16 protein-coding genes are annotated in these 16,128 nt (G+C 75.4%); 1 reads left to right on the top strand and 15 read right to left on the bottom strand.

All coding sequences use genetic code 11. The features are described 5' to 3' along the window. Nucleotides 1-8: 8 nt before the first annotated feature. The 4 genes from efp to ACZ6O2_RS10690 form a co-directional block, all read right to left on the bottom strand. Nucleotides 9-566, bottom strand: coding sequence for an elongation factor P (gene efp / locus ACZ6O2_RS10705; protein WP_013285503.1), 558 nt, complete (start codon nt 564-566; stop codon nt 9-11). Nucleotides 567-1,034: 468 nt separating this feature from the next. Further along, a complete protein-coding gene (gene aroQ / locus ACZ6O2_RS10700) occupies nt 1,035-1,466 on the bottom strand; it encodes a type II 3-dehydroquinate dehydratase (protein WP_350708958.1) in 432 nt (143 codons plus the stop codon). Next, nucleotides 1,463-2,539: a 3-dehydroquinate synthase gene (gene aroB, locus ACZ6O2_RS10695; RefSeq protein WP_466022693.1), complete on the bottom strand. Its 1,077-nt coding sequence runs from the start codon at nt 2,537-2,539 to the stop codon at nt 1,463-1,465. The genes aroQ and aroB overlap by 4 nt, the downstream gene beginning before the upstream one ends. 111 nt (nt 2,540-2,650) lie before the next feature. Continuing rightward, a complete protein-coding gene (locus tag ACZ6O2_RS10690) occupies nt 2,651-3,616 on the bottom strand; it encodes a helix-turn-helix transcriptional regulator (RefSeq protein ID WP_466022692.1) in 966 nt (321 codons plus the stop codon). Nucleotides 3,617-3,697: 81 nt separating this feature from the next. On the opposite strand from ACZ6O2_RS10690, the gene ACZ6O2_RS10685 reads away from it, so the two are divergent. Beyond that, nucleotides 3,698-4,426 carry an alpha/beta fold hydrolase gene (locus ACZ6O2_RS10685; protein WP_466022691.1) on the top strand — a complete coding sequence of 243 codons (729 nt, stop codon included), beginning with the start codon at nt 3,698-3,700 and terminating at the stop codon, nt 4,424-4,426. 128 nt (nt 4,427-4,554) lie between these two features. Here the strand turns inward: ACZ6O2_RS10685 and ACZ6O2_RS10680 are convergent, their stop codons facing one another. The 11 genes from ACZ6O2_RS10680 to ACZ6O2_RS10630 all read right to left on the bottom strand — a co-directional run bounded on the left by ACZ6O2_RS10680 (nt 4,555) and on the right by ACZ6O2_RS10630 (nt 16,061). Continuing rightward, the gene (locus tag ACZ6O2_RS10680; protein WP_466022690.1) at nt 4,555-5,058 is read right to left on the bottom strand and encodes a shikimate kinase; all 504 of its coding nucleotides are present in this window, start codon (nt 5,056-5,058) and stop codon (nt 4,555-4,557) included. Between the two features lie 46 nt (nt 5,059-5,104). Continuing rightward, nucleotides 5,105-6,283, bottom strand: a complete 1,179-nt coding sequence (gene aroC, locus ACZ6O2_RS10675; protein ID WP_466022689.1) for a chorismate synthase — start codon at nt 6,281-6,283, stop codon at nt 5,105-5,107. 183 nt (nt 6,284-6,466) lie between these two features. Then, nucleotides 6,467-7,387, bottom strand: a complete 921-nt coding sequence (locus tag ACZ6O2_RS10670; protein ID WP_350708969.1) for a glycosyltransferase family 2 protein — start codon at nt 7,385-7,387, stop codon at nt 6,467-6,469. After that, a complete protein-coding gene (locus ACZ6O2_RS10665; protein WP_466022759.1) occupies nt 7,384-7,998 on the bottom strand; it encodes a glycosyltransferase in 615 nt (204 codons plus the stop codon). The genes ACZ6O2_RS10670 and ACZ6O2_RS10665 overlap by 4 nt, the downstream gene beginning before the upstream one ends. Before the next feature lie 74 nt (nt 7,999-8,072). Beyond that, nucleotides 8,073-8,555, bottom strand: a complete 483-nt coding sequence (locus ACZ6O2_RS10660; RefSeq protein ID WP_350708971.1) for a UDP-N-acetylglucosamine--LPS N-acetylglucosamine transferase — start codon at nt 8,553-8,555, stop codon at nt 8,073-8,075. A 227-nt stretch (nt 8,556-8,782) separates the two neighbouring features. Continuing rightward, on the bottom strand, nt 8,783-10,045 hold the full coding sequence (locus ACZ6O2_RS10655) for a hypothetical protein (protein WP_466022688.1): 1,263 nt from the start codon (nt 10,043-10,045) through the stop codon (nt 8,783-8,785). After that, the gene (locus tag ACZ6O2_RS10650; RefSeq protein WP_466022687.1) at nt 10,042-10,944 is read right to left on the bottom strand and encodes a sulfotransferase domain-containing protein; all 903 of its coding nucleotides are present in this window, start codon (nt 10,942-10,944) and stop codon (nt 10,042-10,044) included. The genes ACZ6O2_RS10655 and ACZ6O2_RS10650 overlap by 4 nt, the downstream gene beginning before the upstream one ends. 8 nt (nt 10,945-10,952) lie before the next feature. Continuing rightward, complete coding sequence (locus ACZ6O2_RS10645; protein ID WP_350708976.1) at nt 10,953-12,551, bottom strand: lipopolysaccharide biosynthesis protein; 1,599 nt, start codon at nt 12,549-12,551, stop codon at nt 10,953-10,955. Next, nucleotides 12,548-13,903, bottom strand: coding sequence for an O-antigen ligase family protein (locus ACZ6O2_RS10640; protein WP_466022686.1), 1,356 nt, complete (start codon nt 13,901-13,903; stop codon nt 12,548-12,550). The genes ACZ6O2_RS10645 and ACZ6O2_RS10640 overlap by 4 nt, the downstream gene beginning before the upstream one ends. 3 nt (nt 13,904-13,906) lie before the next feature. Then, nucleotides 13,907-15,517, bottom strand: coding sequence for a P-loop NTPase family protein (locus tag ACZ6O2_RS10635; protein WP_466022685.1), 1,611 nt, complete (start codon nt 15,515-15,517; stop codon nt 13,907-13,909). Continuing rightward, on the bottom strand, nt 15,510-16,061 hold the full coding sequence (locus tag ACZ6O2_RS10630; protein ID WP_357457626.1) for an acyltransferase: 552 nt from the start codon (nt 16,059-16,061) through the stop codon (nt 15,510-15,512). The genes ACZ6O2_RS10635 and ACZ6O2_RS10630 overlap by 8 nt, the downstream gene beginning before the upstream one ends. Nucleotides 16,062-16,128: the final 67 nt, after the last annotated feature.

Genomic DNA, 16,128 nt, shown 5'->3' with positions numbered 1-16,128 from the left:
CTCGGCCATCAGGCGCGGCCGAGGTAACGGCCGTCGCGGGTGTCGACCTTGATCTTCTCGCCGGTGGTGATGAAGAGCGGGACCTGCACGGTCGCGCCGGTCTCGACGGTGGCCGGCTTGTTGCCGCCGGTCGACCGGTCGCCCTGCAGACCCGGCTCGGTGTAGGTGACCTCCAGCACGACGCTGGTCGGCAGCTCGATGTAGAGCGGGACGCTCTCGTGGGTGGCGACGGTCGCCTCGGCCTCGGGCAGCAGGTAGTTCGCCGCCTCGCCGACGGTGCCGCCGGGGACGGTGATCTGGTCGAACGTCTCCAGATCCATGAAGACGTAGTCCTCGCCGTCGGCGTACAGATACTGCATCGTGCGCTTGTCCACGGTCGCGGTCTCGACCTTGGTGCCCGCATTGAAGGTCTTGTCGACCACCTTGCCGGACAGCACGTTCTTCAGCGTGGTACGCACGAACGCACCACCCTTACCGGGCTTGACGTGCTGGAACTCGACGACGGCCCAGAGTTCGCCGTCGAGGTTGAGTACCAGGCCGTTCTTCAGGTCGTTGGTGGTGGCCATTTCCTGCCTTGATCATCAATTGGCGGACAGACCTGGCAAGTCTACTAGTTGCGCCGCGCGCCGCTGCCCGCCGTCTACCGGCGCCCGCAGCGTCCACCCCCGCCCCGCCCGCACCACCGGCTGCCTCCACTGCTCCGCGTCCGTGACTCTCCGCACATGACGCTCGCCGGTCGGACATCCACCTCGCGCGCCCTTTGCTCTGCACCCACGGACGCACCTCTCACCCTGTGTGACGCTCGTCGCGCAGCGGCCTCTCGCGGTCGACCGAAGACCCCCAGCTCAGGCCGCCGGTGCGCATGTGGGTGCAGAGCAGCGCGTCCGCGAGGCGTCCCGCGGACGCGAGGAGAGTAGTGACGGAGGGTTACGAGTGTCGAGCATCACTCATCGTGACGAGCAACCAGAGTCCGACCCGGCTGGCGGATCCCCGCCTGGTGACTGACGGATCCCCGCTTGCTCGCGGTCGTGCCGTCAGCGGTTTCGGTGGGCCAGGTGGTGCAGGGCCAGGCGGTAGCCGTCGACGCCGAGCCCGCAGATCACCCCGGTCGCGACCGCGGAGACCACGGAGTGGTGCCGGAACTCCTCCCGGGCGTGGATGTTGGAGATGTGCACCTCGACCAGCGGCCCGCGCAGCATCGCGCAGGCGTCCCGGACCGCGTACGAGTAGTGCGACCAGGCCGCCGGGTTGAGCACCACCGCGGCGCCCTCGTCGGCGGCGGCGTGCAGCCAGCCCAGCAACTCGTGCTCGGCGTCGGTCTGCCGGACGGTCACGTCCAGGCCGAGCTCGCGCCCGGTCGCCTCGCAGAGCGCCACGAGGTCCGCGTAGCTGGTCGCGCCGTAGACGTCCGGCTGGCGGGTGCCGAGCCGGCCGAGGTTGGGGCCGTTGAGCACGTAGACCCTCACGCCGCGACCTCGCGGTAGGCCGCCTCCAGCAGGTCGTCCGCCGGGCCTTCCAGGATGGCGGGGCGGGCCAGCCCGTCCAGCACCACGAAGCGCAGCTGGCTGCCCCGGGCCTTCTTGTCCACCCGCATCGTGGCCAGCAGCCGGGGCCAGGCGTCGGCCGGGTAGCTGGTGGGCAGGCCCAACGCCGCCATCGCCGTGCGGTGCCGCTCCGCCGTGGCGGCGTCCAAGCGGCCGGCGAGCCGCGCCAGCTCACCGGCGTAGACCATGCCGACGGCCACCGCGTGCCCGTGCCGCCAGCGGTAGCCCTCCTCCTTCTCGATGGCGTGGGCGAGGGTGTGACCGTAGTTGAGCACCTCCCGCACCCCCGACTCGCGCAGGTCGCCGGAGACCACGTCGGCCTTGACCCGGATCGCCCGCTCGATCAGCTCCCGCGTCATGGGGCCGGTCGGGTCGGTGGCCGCCGCCGGGTCCCGTTCCACCAGGTCGAGGATCACCGGGTCGGCGATGAACCCGCACTTGACCACCTCGGCGAGGCCGGCGGCGAGGTCGGCCGGGGGCAGACTGTCCAGGGTCGTCAGGTCGGCGAGGACCCCGACCGGCGGGTGGAACGCGCCCACCAGGTTCTTCCCGGCCGAGGTGTTGATCCCGGTCTTGCCGCCCACCGCGGCGTCGACCATGCCCAGCAGTGAGGTCGCCACCGGCACCCAGCGCACGCCGCGTAGCCAGGACGCCGCCACGAAGCCGGCCAGGTCGGTGACGGCGCCGCCGCCCACCCCGACCACCGCGTCGGTGCGGGTGAACCCGGCCTCGCCCAGCTTGTCCCAGCAGGCCGCGGCGACGTGGATGTGCTTGCCCGCCTCGGCGTCCGGCACCTCGATCGGCAGCGGCGCGACGCCGGCCGCGCCCAGCCGGTCGCCGATCGCGTCGGCCAGTTCCTTGAGCGGGGGCGCGTGCAGCACCGCCACCCGGGTCGCGCCCGGCAGCAGGCCGGGCAGCGCGTCGAGCAGGTCGCGTCCCACCAGCACGTCGTACGGGCGCTCGCCGCCGACGGGGATCCGGGTCATTTCGTCCATCGCCGGCAGCCTAGTCCAGCCGTCCGGTCCCGGACCGGGACTGTCCACGTGGTGGCCACCCGGCCCGCCGGAACCGCCGGCGCCGAGGCGACCGTGCCGCCGGCGGCCGGGTCAACCCGGCGTCCGTCCGGCCCAACCGGCGAGCCGGCGGGCGTGCTCGGTCACCGCGGCACGCAGGGCGTCCGGGCTCAGCACGGTGAACGGCCAGCCCAGCCCGGCGAGCAGTTGGGCCATCCCGTCGAGGTTCTCCGCGCGGGTGCGCAACAGCACCCCGTCGGCGTTTTCCGTCAGCTCGGCCACGCTCGGCGGGACCCGCCGTCGGGCCGTCGCCAGGTCGGTCTCGAGCAGCACCTCGACGTCGTGGGCGTAGGGCACGCCGGCCAGCGAGCGGGTCACCTGGGCCACCGGGTCGAAGCCGTCGGGCACGACGAAGGTCTCGGTCCCCGTCTCCACCTCGCCGATGCGGTCCAGGCGGAACGTGCGTACCTCCCCGCGCAGGTGGTCGTGCCCCGTCACGTACCACCGGCCGGCGTGGAAGACCAGGCCGTACGGGTCGAGCTGCCGCCGGGAGGCCGCGCCGGACCAGGAGCGGTAGGCCAGCCGCACCCGGCGCCGGTGCCGGGCGGCCGCGCCGAGGGCGAGCAACGTCCCGGTCGCCGGGCGGGCCTCCGCCGTGGAGCGCCGGAGCGTGAAGCCGAGGTGCTCCTGCACGGCGGCGAGCCGGTCGCCCAGCGCGGACGGGAGCACCCGGCGGATCTTGGCCAGCGCGGTGGCGGTCGCCGGTTCCTCGGTGCCCAGCCCGAGCCGCTCGGCGGCGAGCAGCCCGAGCAGCACGGCCACCGCCTCGTCGTCGGTGAGCATCAGCGGCGGCAGCTTGTAGCCGGGGCGCAGCCGGTAGCCGCCGTGGCGACCCCGCTCGGCGGCCACCGGGATGCCCAGCTCGGCCAGCGTCGCGGCGTAGCGCCGCACGGTGCGCTCGTCCACCGACAGCCGGCGGGCCAGCTCGGCCCCGGTGAGCCGGTGGTGGCTCTGGAGCAGCTCGAGCATGCCGAGCACCCTGGCGGCGGGGTGTGACACGGAGCACTCCTTTAATCAGGGCGGAAAGCGTCCGGATTCGATCGTACGGTCTCCCGGAGCGACGACAGAGGGAGAAGGCAGATGGCGACGTTCGTGCTGGTTCCGGGCTTCTGGCTGGGTGGTTGGGCATGGCGGGAGGTGACCGCGGCGCTGCGCGAGCGGGGCCACGAGGTGTACCCGGTGACGCTGACCGGGGTGGCCGAGCGCGCCCACCTGGCCGGCCCCGAGGTTGGCCTGGAGACGCACACCACCGACGTCGTCCGGCTGGTCGAGGTGGAGGACCTGCACGACGTGGTGCTGGTGGGGCACTCCGGTGGCGGGCTGCCGGTGGCCCAGGCGGCGGAGCGCGTCCCGGACCGGCTCGCCCGGGTGGTCTATGTGGAGAGCGGGCCGATGCCGGACGGCATGTCGCAGTTCGACGTCAACCCGCCGGAGGAGCAGGAGCGGCTGCGCGCCCGGATCGGCGACGGCCATCTGCTGCCCCCGCCCGCGTGGGACCCGGCCGAGGACCCGGAGAACCTGGCCGGCCTGGACGCCGCCGCGCTCGCGCTGCTGCGGCGGCGCGCCACCCCCCATCCGCTGCGCGCCGCCACCGACCCGGTGCGCCGCGCCGGCGGGCGCGCGGTGCCGACCGCGCTGGTGGCCAGCACCTTCCCGCTGGAAGTGGTGGAGGGCATGATCGCGCAGGGGCACCCGTTCTTCGCGGGGCTGGCCGGTGGCCAGTTGCACGCGCTGCCCACCGGGCACTGGCCGATGCTCAGCGAGCCGAAGGGCCTGACCGACGTGCTCGACCGGATCGCCGGGAGCTGACCGCGGCCGGAGGGGCCACACCGTGACGGTGGCACCCGGGCGGACGGCGCACCCCCGTGCGGCGGCGGTCCCGCCCGCCGGATCCGGTCGCGGCCCACTCGTGCCGTGCGCCGCGGCCGGCCGGCCGCTCAGTGCTTCAGCAGCGCCGCGACCTCGGCGGCGATCTCCTCCGGGGCCCGCCCGTCGGTGACCACGGTCGCGGTGGCCACCTCGGCGTAGAGCGGGCGGCGCTGGTCCAGCAGGTGCTTCAGCGTCGCCCTCGGGTTGATCGCCAGCAGCGGCCGGCCCGCCCCCAGCCCGACCCGCTTGACGGCGTCGGGCAGCTCCACGGAGAGGTGCACCACGGGGTGCCCGACCAGGGCGGCGCGGTTCTCCTCGGCGAGGACCGCGCCGCCGCCGAGGGCCAGCACCCCCTCGCAGGAGGCCAGCGCCGCCGCCACCGCCGCCCGTTCGAGGGCACGGAAGTGGGCCTCACCCTCGTCGATGAAGATCTCCGGGATCGGCTTGCCGGCGAGCCGCGCGATGTCCACGTCGGTGTCGCGGAACTCGACCCCGAGCAGCTCAGCGAGTGCCTGCCCAATGGTGGTCTTGCCGGAGCCCGGCGCCCCGACCAGCACGCAGACCGGCGCCATCAGCGGCACCGTCCGGCGCCACCGCGCCCGGCCGACCGGCCCGCGCTCACCGGATCACCAGGGCGTCGAGGTAGCCGGCCAGGTTGCGGCGGATCTCGGCGACGGAGTCGCCGCCGAACTTCTCGGTGGCCGCCTCGGCCAGCACCAGCGCCACCATCGCCTCGGCGACGACCGCGGCGGCGGGCACCGCGCAGACGTCCGAGCGCTGGTTGATGGCGGTGGCCGGCTCGCCGGTGGTGACGTCGACCGTCGCCAGGGCCCGGTTCAGCGACGAGATCGGCTTCATCGCGGCCTTCACCCGCAGCGGCTCGCCGGTGGTGATGCCGCCCTCCAGCCCGCCGGCCCGGTCGGTGACCCGGCGTACGCCGGTGGCGGTGGGCACGATCTCGTCGTGCGCCTCGGAGCCGCGGGAGCGCGCCTGCTGCCAGCCGTCCCCGATCTCGACGCCCTTGATCGCCTGGATGGACATCAGCGCGGTGGCGAGCCGGGCGTCGAGCTTGCGGTCCCACTGCACGTGGCTGCCCAGGCCCGGCGGCACCCCGTACGCCAGCACCTCGACCACGCCGCCGAGGGTGTCGGCGGCCTTCTTCGCGGCATCGACCTCGGCGACCATCCGGGCGCTGGCCTCGGGGTCGAGGCAACGCAGCGGGTCGGCGTCGATGCGGGCGGCGTCCTCGGGCGCCGGGCGCAGCCCGGGCTTGACGGCGACCGGGCCCAGCTCGACCACGTGGGAGACGATCTCGATGCCGAGCGCCTGCCGGACCAGCGCCTTGGCGACCGTGCCGACGGCGACCCGGGCGGCGGTCTCCCGGGCGCTGGCCCGCTCCAGGATCGGCCGGGCGTCGGGGTGGCCGTACTTCTGCATGCCGGCCAGGTCGGCGTGGCCCGGTCGGGGGCGGGTGAGCGGCGCGTTGCGGGCCTGGCTGGCCAGCTCCGCCGGGTCGACCGGGTCGGCGGCCATCACGGTGCGCCATTTGGGCCACTCGGAGTTGCCGACCCGGATCGCGACCGGGCTGCCGAGGGTCACCCCGTGCCGGAGCCCGCCGATGATCTCGACCTCGTCCTGCTCGAACGACATCCGGGCGCCCCGGCCGTAGCCGAGCCGGCGCCGGGCCAGCTCACCGGCGATGTCCCCGGTGGTCACCTCGACGCCGGCGGGCACGCCCTCCAGCAACGCGACGAGGGCGGGACCGTGCGATTCCCCTGCAGTCAACCAGCGCAACACAGCGGTCAGTCTGTCACGCCCGGTGGCCGCCGCCGTGCGGTGCCCGCCGCGTCCCGCCCTGCGGACGCCGCCGTCCGCAGGGCGGCCGGCGCCCGGAGCCGGGACAGGGCGTTCGGGCGGGAACCCCGACCCGAGACCCTGGATGACCCGGGGCGCGGGATCCGGCGTCGCCGGCCCGCCGGCTCAGATGCCCCGGCCGCGCCGGTGCAGGGTGCGCAGCACCGCGTCGGCGCGGACCACCCGCCCGGCCACGGCGAGGGCGAGGTATGCCCGCGGCTCGCGCGGGTTGCGCCGGATGGTGTGCCGGGCCCACCGCATCGCGCCCCGCCGGTCGCCGGAGGCGGCCCGGGCGAAGGCGATCTGCCCGGCGACCCGCGCCTCGCCGGCCGGCTGCGTGCCGAACTCCGGGTAGCGCTCCAGCAGCCACTGCAACGCCTCGGAGATGGTGTCCCAGCGCTGTGCGAAGTAGGACCGCTTGTGCCAGCGCACCAGCACGTACGGCGTGCGCAGGTTGACCAGCGGCGCGCTGCGGGCGGCCCGGAGCAGGAACTCGTAGTCCTCCGCGTAGCTGCCGGGGATCTCCTCGTCGACCAGCCCGAACCCGTCCCGCAGCGCGGCGGCGCGGATCAGGAAGGTGGACGGGTGCAGCTCGGTCATCCGGTCGCGCAACAGGTCGGCCAGGGTGACCGAGTCCTTCGGCAGCGCCCGGTCGACGGTGTGCCCGTCGTAGCTGACCCGGATGCCGCAGCTGACGAACTCCGCGTCGGGGGCGGCGGCGAGCGCCTCGACCTGGGCCCGCAGCTTGCCGGGGAGCCACTCGTCGTCGTCGTCGCAGAACGCGACCAGCTCCCCGGTGGCCGCCAGGATGCCCGAGTTGCGGGCGCCGGCCAGGCCGGGGGTGCGTTCGTTGCGGATCACCCGCACCAGGCGGTCCGGGCGGGACAGCTCGGCCAGCGAGCCGTCCGGCTCGGAGCGGTCGTACACGACCACCACCTCGACCGGGCCGGGGTGGTCCTGGTCGAGGACGGCCCGCACCGCGGCCCGGAGCAGCTCGGGCCGGTCCCGGGTCGGCACCACCACGCTGACGCTCGGGTGTCCGGTCATCGTCGTTCTCCGTTCCGGTCCGGCCGTGCCCACGGCCGCCACCTCGCCCGCTGCCGCCGTCCGGTCGACGCGGCCACCAGTTCCTCCACGATCCGCCCCACCTGCTGCACCGCGGCGCGGCGCGCCTCGGACGCGGCCGGGTCGGCCGCGACGGCGAACCGGGACGGGTCCGCCAGCCCCGCGGTGAGCGCCGCGAACAGCGCCTCCCGGGTCTCGGCCAGCGCCACCATGCCGGCCGCGCCCAGGCGGCGGGCGAAGAGCTGCTGGTGGTCGTCGACGTGCTCGCCCCGCGTCGGGTCCCGGGGCACCACGATCGGCAGGTGACCGTGCCGGCGGGCCTCCAGGATGGTGGCCGGCCCGCCGTGGCAGACCACCAGGTCGGCCTCGGCCATGGCGGTCTGGAGCTCGTCGTGGCCGAGGAACGGCACCGCCCCGGGCACGCCGGGTGGCCGGGTGTGTCCGTGCTGGACGGTCAGGCCGACGTCCTCGGCGACGCCGGGATGCCACTCCTCCAGCCAGCCGACCAGCCGGCCGAACGGGTGCTTGTCGGTGCCGACGGCGACCAGCAGCCGGGCGCGGGCGACGTCGTCGTGGTCGCGGGGTCGGGGCACCCGGCCCGCCTGCGAGGGCCGGGGACGGCCGGGGGCGACCGGGTGCGCGGGGGTGGTTCCGGTGCTCTCGGCGGTCACAGCAGGGTCCCCACGAGGGTGGCCTCCGGGTACTGGCGGCGCTGCTCGTCCCACTGCACGAGCATCGCGGACAGGAACGGGCGGCAGAGCCGGGCGGTCAGGGTCGGGGTGTCGATCCGGTCGTACACCTCGATGTAGACGGTCGGGATGCGGCGCAGCCGGGCCAGCACCACGAACGGCACGGCGACCCCGGCGCCGGTGGTCACCACGGCGGCGACCCGGCGCGACCGCAGCACCCGCCAGGCGAGGACGGCGTTGCGCAGCAGATTCGGCACGTTGCGGGTGGTCGGGTGGTGCGCCGGGACCAGGTCCTCGCCGGCGAGCAGCGAGACCGCCTCGGGCGTGTCGAAGGTGACCCAGCAGCGGCGCCAGCGTTCATACCACGGCCGCAGGGCGAGCAGTTGGGCCAGGTGGCCGCCGCTGGAACCCACCAGGAGCAGGACTCCGGGATCGCCGGCGTCCTCGATTGTCGTTTCCACGCGACTCCCCACAAAGTTCGCTTGGAGTTTCGGTCGGCGCCACGCGCCAGCAGATCACAGGTCTTCCGCCGGTGAAATAGGACGACCGGGCGACGATCGATCTCCACCGGTGGCGGAACGGGTGCGCCGCGCCGACCAGTCAGCCATCGACCATTGTCACGACCTGGAGTTTCTCCGTCACCGTCCGCAACGGAGGGTCGGTTCCGGCTCTCGTCGGATCGGGCGGATCAGCCGGTATGTCGTTTCTCGACGACGTCCAGCAGGGCGGGGTGCAGCGCGGCGTTCCAGCCCGCGCCGGCGTCGGCGAGCCGCCACGTGCGCAGCCACATCTCCAGCAGGTAGCCGTCGGCCACCAGCCGGCGCGCCGCCGGCCCGAGCCCCAGCCCGCCGCCGTGGTGGTCGAGGTGGGCGTCGACGGCCCGCGCCGCCGTCGCCGCCGGCTCGCCCCGCAGCACCAGGGCGCGCTGGAACGCGTCGTGCGCCAGGTCGAAGCCCACCGGCACGTCCGGCCCGCTGTGCTCCCAGTCCCAGGCGACCAGGCGGCCGGCGTGCACGCCCAGGTTCCACGGCACCCAGTCGCCGTGCCAGTGCCCGAACTCGACGGTCGTGTCCCCGTGCCGGCGGGCCAGCGCGGCCACGGCGGCGACCGCCCGGGCCCCGTCGGGCGTGCCGGCGGCGGCCCGCTGCGCCTCGGCGGCGATCCGGGCCAGGAAGGCCGACCCGGCCAACGGGCGAGGCGGCGCCGGCGGGCGGCCCCGGCGGGCCACCGCGAGCAGCGCCGCCAGCCGCGGCGGATCGCCGGCCGGCACCCCCCGTACCTCGGGCGGCAGCGGCTCGACCAGCGCGATGACCTGCCCGGCCGCGGTCACCTCGGCCAGCAGCCGGGGCGCCGCCGGGTGGTCGGGCGTCCCGGCCACCGCCGGCAGCCCGCGCAGGGCCACCGCCTCGGCGGTCACCAACGCCCGGGTGGCGCCGTTCCAGCCGATCTTGGCGTAGCCGAGGGGCCGACCGGCCGGGTCGAACAGTTGCAGGGTGGGCTTGTGGTTCGGGTCCGGCGGGCGGACGCCGCAGGCCGCGTACACCGACGGGCCGCCGAGGGCGCCGGCCAGCCGCCCCGCCAGCAGCACCTCGTCGACGGCGAGCCCGTCGGGCAGCGACACGGTGAGCCGCGGGAACGGGGCCAGGTCGACCGCGCCGACCCGGGCGAACCCGCCGAGCGCGGCCCGCACCGCCCGCACCTTCGGCGGGCGCAACGCGTTGTACGCCAGCAGCGAGGCGGCCGTGGCCCGGGGCGCGCCGAGCGGCAGCAGGAACCGGGCCCGGGCGACCGACGGGACGACCGCGTACCGGGCGACGGCACGGTGGCCCGGCGGCGGGGGGCCGCCCACGGTCAGGGCGAGCCGCTCGTCGCCGAACACCGCCCGGGTGACCCAGCCCAGCCCGTCCGTCCGGGACCGGGGATCGGCCGGCGCGGCGACGCGCGCCGTCACGCGGCCCGGTCCGGCCAGTCGAGGTCCAGCCCCAGCCGCTGCCGCAACGCGTCGTTGTACGGGCGGTAGTACTCGGTCAGCTCGGCGCGCACCACCGGCTCCAGGGGCGCCGAGCGGCGGTCGTTGTAGACCTTGAAGTCGGGCAGGTCGTGCGGGGGCAGGCCGAGGAAGTCCAGTGTGCGGCGGTAGGTGGACCGGGCGTCGCGGTAGAGGTCCTCGCTGGGCAGGAAGAGGATCTGCTCCCGGTCGAAGCGTTCCAGCCACGGCTCCAGGTGCTCCAGGTAGCGGCCCCGGGCGCGGTAGGTGTACCAGTCGTACGGCTCGCTGAAGTATTCCGGCTCCGCGATCAGCCGCTCCCGCTCCCCCGCCGTGCGCTCCTCCTCGGCGGCGAGCGCGGCGGCGAAGTCGAGCGGCTCGATGCCGTGCGTCCGCCGCTCCTTCCAGTGCGAGTACGCCCGCTCCACCGGGTCGCGCAGCAGCACGATCAGCCGCACCGACGGCATCAGCGCGGCGACCCGCTGGGCGGCGAGGGGGTGGAACATGTACAGCGGCGCCGCCTCGCCGACCCGGACCGGCCCGCCGTGCCGCCTCTCCAGCGCCTCCCGCTGCCGCTGCGTCGGGAAGTGCGACCGGTACCAGGCCTCGCCGCGCCGCCAGTGCTCCTCGAAGTAGTGCGCGGACTTCGTGTTCCAGGCCGGGAAGAGCCGGGGCACCAGCGGGTGCTGGATGAGGTAGTTCCACAGCGACGTCGTGCCGCCCCGCTTGGTGCCGATGATGAGGAAGTCCGGCAGCGGCCGCCGGTCGCTGGTGCGCACCCCGTAGTCGACGAGGGACTCCTTCACCCGGTTCGTCACCTGGGTCGGGACGAGCTGCTTCACCCGGTCACGGATGGACGGCACGACGGACCTCACCTGCCCTTCGACTTCTCCGGGGCGGGCCCGGCGGCGGCCGGGGCCGCCTCCCGCCGCCCACGGATCTGCACCATGGTCACCCGGATGCCGCGTCGCACCCGGGGCAACGTCAGCAAGCCGACGCAGCCGGCGGCCAGCACACCCACCGCCACCGTCAGCCCGCCGATCCCCCGCCCGCCGGCCAGCGCCCCGATCGTCGCCGCGAGCCCGACCCCGGCGACGGTGGCCGCCCCGGCCCGCAGCATCGCCGTGTCGACCAGCGGCTGGCCGACCACGACCCGGGCGCAGCATGCCGCGGTGAGGTTCTCGGTGGCGATGCCGAGCGCCCAGGCCAGGGCCGCGCCGGTCGCGCCGTGCGCCGGGATCAGCCACAGGCCGAGGGAGACGGTGACCAGCAGCCCGGCCAGCGTGGCGGCCAGGTGCAGGCCGCTGCGGCCGCCCATGAGCAGCAGGCTCTGCACGTTGCCGACCCCGGTGTTGACCAGCATGGCCAGCGCGAGCACGGTCATCGCGGGGGCGCCGGCGGTGAACTCCGGCCCGAAGAGCTGGAGGAACGCCAGGCCGAAGACGGCGAGCAGCAGGTAGACCGGCCAGGACAGCACCAGCCCCCAGGTGGTCAACTGCCGGTGCACGGCGGCCGCCGCGCCCCGCTCCCCCCGCCCGAGCAGCCGGGACAGCTGCGGCGACACCGCCACCCGCAGCCCCTGCATGGCCAGTTGGCCGGCGAGGATGTAGCGGCCGACGGCGCCGAACACACCGGCGTCGGCCGGGCCGGCCAGCACCGAGGTGAGCAGCACGCCCACCCACATGTTGCCGGCGTCGATCGCCGCGGAGGCGGCGCGGGGCAGGGCGAACCGCCAGAAGGCCGACCAGTCGGCGCGCTGCGGGCGCAGCGCCGCGCCCCGGCCGACGCCGAGTGGGCCCGCGACGAGCGTCAGGCAGGCCAGCAGGGCGAGCGCCGCCGGGACCAGCCAGCCGGTCATGCCGGCGAGCAGGCCACCGCCGGCGAGCACCGCCGCGCCGACCAGCACCGGCCGCGCCACCGGCAGCAGGAAGAACTGCACCCCGACGTACGCCCGGATGGGGCGGACGCAGCGCAGCGTGGCGAGCAGCAGCGTCATCGCCACCACCACCGGCACCGCGGCGAAACTGACCGCCAGCAGGGCCGTTCCGTCGGCGTCGGATCCGTCGAGCAGGCGCGGGGCGAGCGCGTCCGCGGTGAGCACCCCGGCCACGGCGACGAGGACCGCGGCCAGCAGCGGCGGCAACAGCGCCACCGGCAGCACCCGGGCGGCGTCGCCGCCGGCGCCCGAGCGGCGGCGGGGCAGCGCCCACATCAGCCCGGTCTCGGCGCCGAGGGTGCAGACGGCGGCGGCGACGGTGACCACGCCGATCGCGGCGAAGAACGCGCCGGAGCCGACCGTGCCGTAGCCGCGGGTGATGACGACCGCGAGCAGGAAGCCGAAGAGGCCGCTGGTGGCCGCGCCGACCAGCCCGGCGGCCCCGCTGCGGGCGCTGCGCCGGGTCTCCGTGTCGTCGGCCGGCGGGCCGGCGGGGGCGACGGCGCCGGCCGGCGGGCGGGTGGCGGCGGTCATGCCGGCACCGCCTCCGGGCCGACCGGACGGGGGTGGTGCGGCCGGACGGACGCCTCCCGCTCGGTGAGCACCATCGCGAAGGCGACGGCGAAGAAGGCGACCGCGAGGTTCTGGTTGGCCATGCCGTAGAACGGGATCTGCACCAGGCAGATCACCGGCACCACGGACAGCCACTGCCCGGCGGGCGAGGTGGCCCGCGCGCAGATCAGCGCGGCGGCGACGAACCAGGCGAGGAAGCACAGCAGCGCGGGGACGCCGTGGCTGAACAGCACCATCCACAGCTGCCCCTGGGTGCCGATGGGCGCCTGGGCCGTGACGGTGTCCACGTTGACCGGCGCGCCGTAGCCGAGCCACGGCGACTCCTTCACCCGGCGGATCACCTCGACGTAGAGCGAGAGCCGGTCGGTGTTCGTGTCGCTGGACTCGACGCGGTTGCCGATCAGCTCGGCGATCGGGATGAACAGGGTGGCGACGCCGCCGATGACCACCACGCCGACGATCGACGCGGCCACCCGGACATTGCCGCGCAGGGCGGCCCGGACGCCGAGCACCGCGAGGCCGGCGCCGATGCTGAGGAACATCGCCCGGTTGAGCGTGAGGAAGGCCGGAACCAGCGACAACGGCAGCGACGCCAGCAGCGCCCAGCGCAGCGCGCCGCGCCGGCGCAGCATGGTGAAGGCGACCACGCAGGGCAGGGTCATCGCGTACGCGCTGCCGAAGTTGTTCGTGTACGCGAACGGCGCGGCCGGCCGGTAGATCGGGTTCAGTGACCGCTCGCTGTACTCGGCGGTGCTCAGGTGGACCATGTCCCGGATGAACGGGGTGCGGGCGATGCCGCCCGGGAGCAGCACCTCCACCGGGGTGGTCAGCGCGAACCGGGGCGCCAGCACGCCCAGCCAGCCGAGCGCGACCAGCGCGAACCAGAACGCGCAGAGCGGCACGAGCACCGCGACCAGGTCGGCGCGTTCCCGGGCGACCGCGTAGACGTAGACGCCGACCACGAGCGCGGTGACGTAGAAGGCGAGCCGCAGGCCGAAGGTCAGCACCGCGGCCGGCGACTGGAGCTGGGTGGCGCTGACCACGACGACGGCCAGGAACAGCAGCCAGATCCCGGCGGCCGGGGGCAGCGGCACCCGCCCCCGGATCACCAGCAGCGCGAACAGCAGCGCGCCGAGCAACGGCCAGCCGAGATAGAACGCGCCGGTCAGCCACCAGAGCGGCACCAGGCCGAACATCGCCGCCAGCGGCCACAGTGGCAGCCGGGGCGGGGCGGGCGGCTGTGGTGGCGGCGGGGCGGCGCCGTCCGGGCCGCCGGCCGGCTCGCTCGTGGCCGGCGCGCGGGTGACGGGCACTGCTCAGCCCCGGCCGCTGCGGGTCAGCACGAAGCCGAGCGGGGTGACCCCGGCGGCGCGCAGCCGCTCCACGAGCCGGCGCAGGTCGTTCTGCCGGGTGCGGTCGCGCTCGACCACCACCACCGCCGTGCCCTGCCGGGCGACGGCGACGCCGCGCTCGTCTGACTCGGCCGGCGGAGCGTTGAACAGCACGAGGCTGTGGTCGGCGCCCTGCCGCCAGGTGCCGAACCGGACGCTGCCCGCGCCCACGGTCACCGGGTCGGCGCCCGTCACCCGACTGTTCCCGCCGCTCGCCGAGGAGGCGACCCGGGGCAGGGTGAGCGTGGCGTCCGGGTCGGTGGACGGGCGCGCGCCGGGCGGGTGCGGCGACGGGCGGCGGGCCGCCGGCGGGGACGTGCCGTCGGCTGCCGCGTCCACGGAGCCGGCCGGGCGGGGCTTGGGGACGGCGGGACGGGACGGGTCGGCCGCGGCGGGCAGCCGCTCCCGGTCGGCGAGCACCGTGTCGCGCAGCCGGTCGGCGCGACCGCTGTCGTCGGCGACGAAGACCTCCCGGCCGACCGCCGCCAGGGCCACCGCCAGCCCGGCGGTGATGGCCGTCGCGTCCTCCTCGCGGGAGGTCAGCAGCGACACCCGGGCGGGCTGGCGCACCCGCTCGGCGATCGCCATCGCCACGTACCGGATGTCGGCGTCGATCGCCTCCTTGCGACCGCGCCACCTGCGGCTGCGCACCGTGCCGAGCAGCGGCAGGCCGGTGGCGTCGCGCCCGTCGTCCACCGACCGGATCCGCCGGTCGACGGACTCCCAGGCGTACGCCAGCACCACGCCGAGCAGCGTCCCGCCGAGCAGGCCGGCGAGCAGGTAGAGCGGGCGGTTCCCGGCGGAGGAGGCCAGGGCCCGCTCGGCGGTCTGGGTGACCCAGCCGGGGTTGACGTCGACGGCGGCGATCTCCGTACGCGCCGCGTTGAGCTGGGTGAGCTGGTTGTTGATGCCGGCCAGCTCGGTCACCGCCGCGTCGACGGCGCCCTCCCGGGCGTTGTTGACCCGCTTCTGCAGGGCGGCCTGCTGGGCGGCCACCTTGCTGATGCTCTCGTCGTACGAGCGCAGCATCTCCGCCCGCTGCTTCTCGTACATCGCCCGGCGCACGTCCAGGTAGGCCCGGGCGGCCAGGTTGACACTCTCCACCGCCTGCTCGGCCGTGGGGGCCGAGTAGACGAAGCGCAGGATCTGCCCGCCGGTGGGCACCTCCACCTCCAGCGCGTCGCGCACCTCGCGCGGGTCCAGCCCGCCCGCCTCGGCGAGCCGCTGCACCACGTCGGTGCCGGTGGCGATGCCGCTCTCCACGTTCATGTTCACCGCCCGCTCGGCGTTGGCCCCGCTGGGCGTGAACGCGTCGGTGACGACGGGGCGGACCGCCACGACCGCGCTGGCGGTCACCGCGGCGGGGACGAGGAGCACGTAGCCGAGCGCGGCGGCCAGGCCGAGCGCGGCGACGGCCGCCACCAGCCGGATCCGGTGCAACGGCACGCGGAGCAGGTCGGTCAGCGTGACGGTGCGGCCCGCCCCGCCACCGGTGGGGACGTCGGCGGACCAGGAAGCGGGAGGAACATCAGTCATGGAACTTCTTCACCGTCTGTTGTGGATTTCCGGCGACCACGACCCGTGGCGGCACGTCCGTGCGGACCACCGTGGCGGCGCCCACGACGCTGTCCCGGCCGATCCGCACGCCCTTCATCACCAGGGCGTGCGCCCCGATCCACACGTTGTCCTCGATCGTGATCGGGGCGCGGGTGGCCGGGACGGGCGGGTCGTGCCGCTGCTCGGGCGGCAGGTTGTGGAAGTCGTTGTCCAGCAGCTCGCAGTCCGAGAGCAGGCACCGGTCGCCGATCGTGACCGACGTCCAGGTGCCGATCCAGGTGGCGTTCAGCAGGCAGTCGGCGCCGACCGTCACCTCGCCGGGGCCGGCGAAGCGGACCAGCTTGTTCACCCGGGTGCGGTCGCCGATGCTCACCCGTACGCCCCGGCGCAGCCGGATCCGGCCGCGGATCTCCACGCCCCGGCCCAGCCTCAACCGGGGGTAGCGCAGCCGGTACCAGCCGCGCTTGACCGCGAAGACGACCCGCACCGGGAGCCCTCGGCGGATGCCACCCGCGCCGACCAACGACCCTCCCCACGTCGTGGGGCCGGCGACGGCTGATCCGTCACCGGCCCAACGTGAACAATCTACC

It is taken from the genome of Micromonospora sp. NPDC048040 (assembly GCF_055587185.1).
The sequence above is the reverse complement of the archived record's forward strand: the minus strand, read 5'-3'. Positions and strand labels throughout refer to the sequence as shown.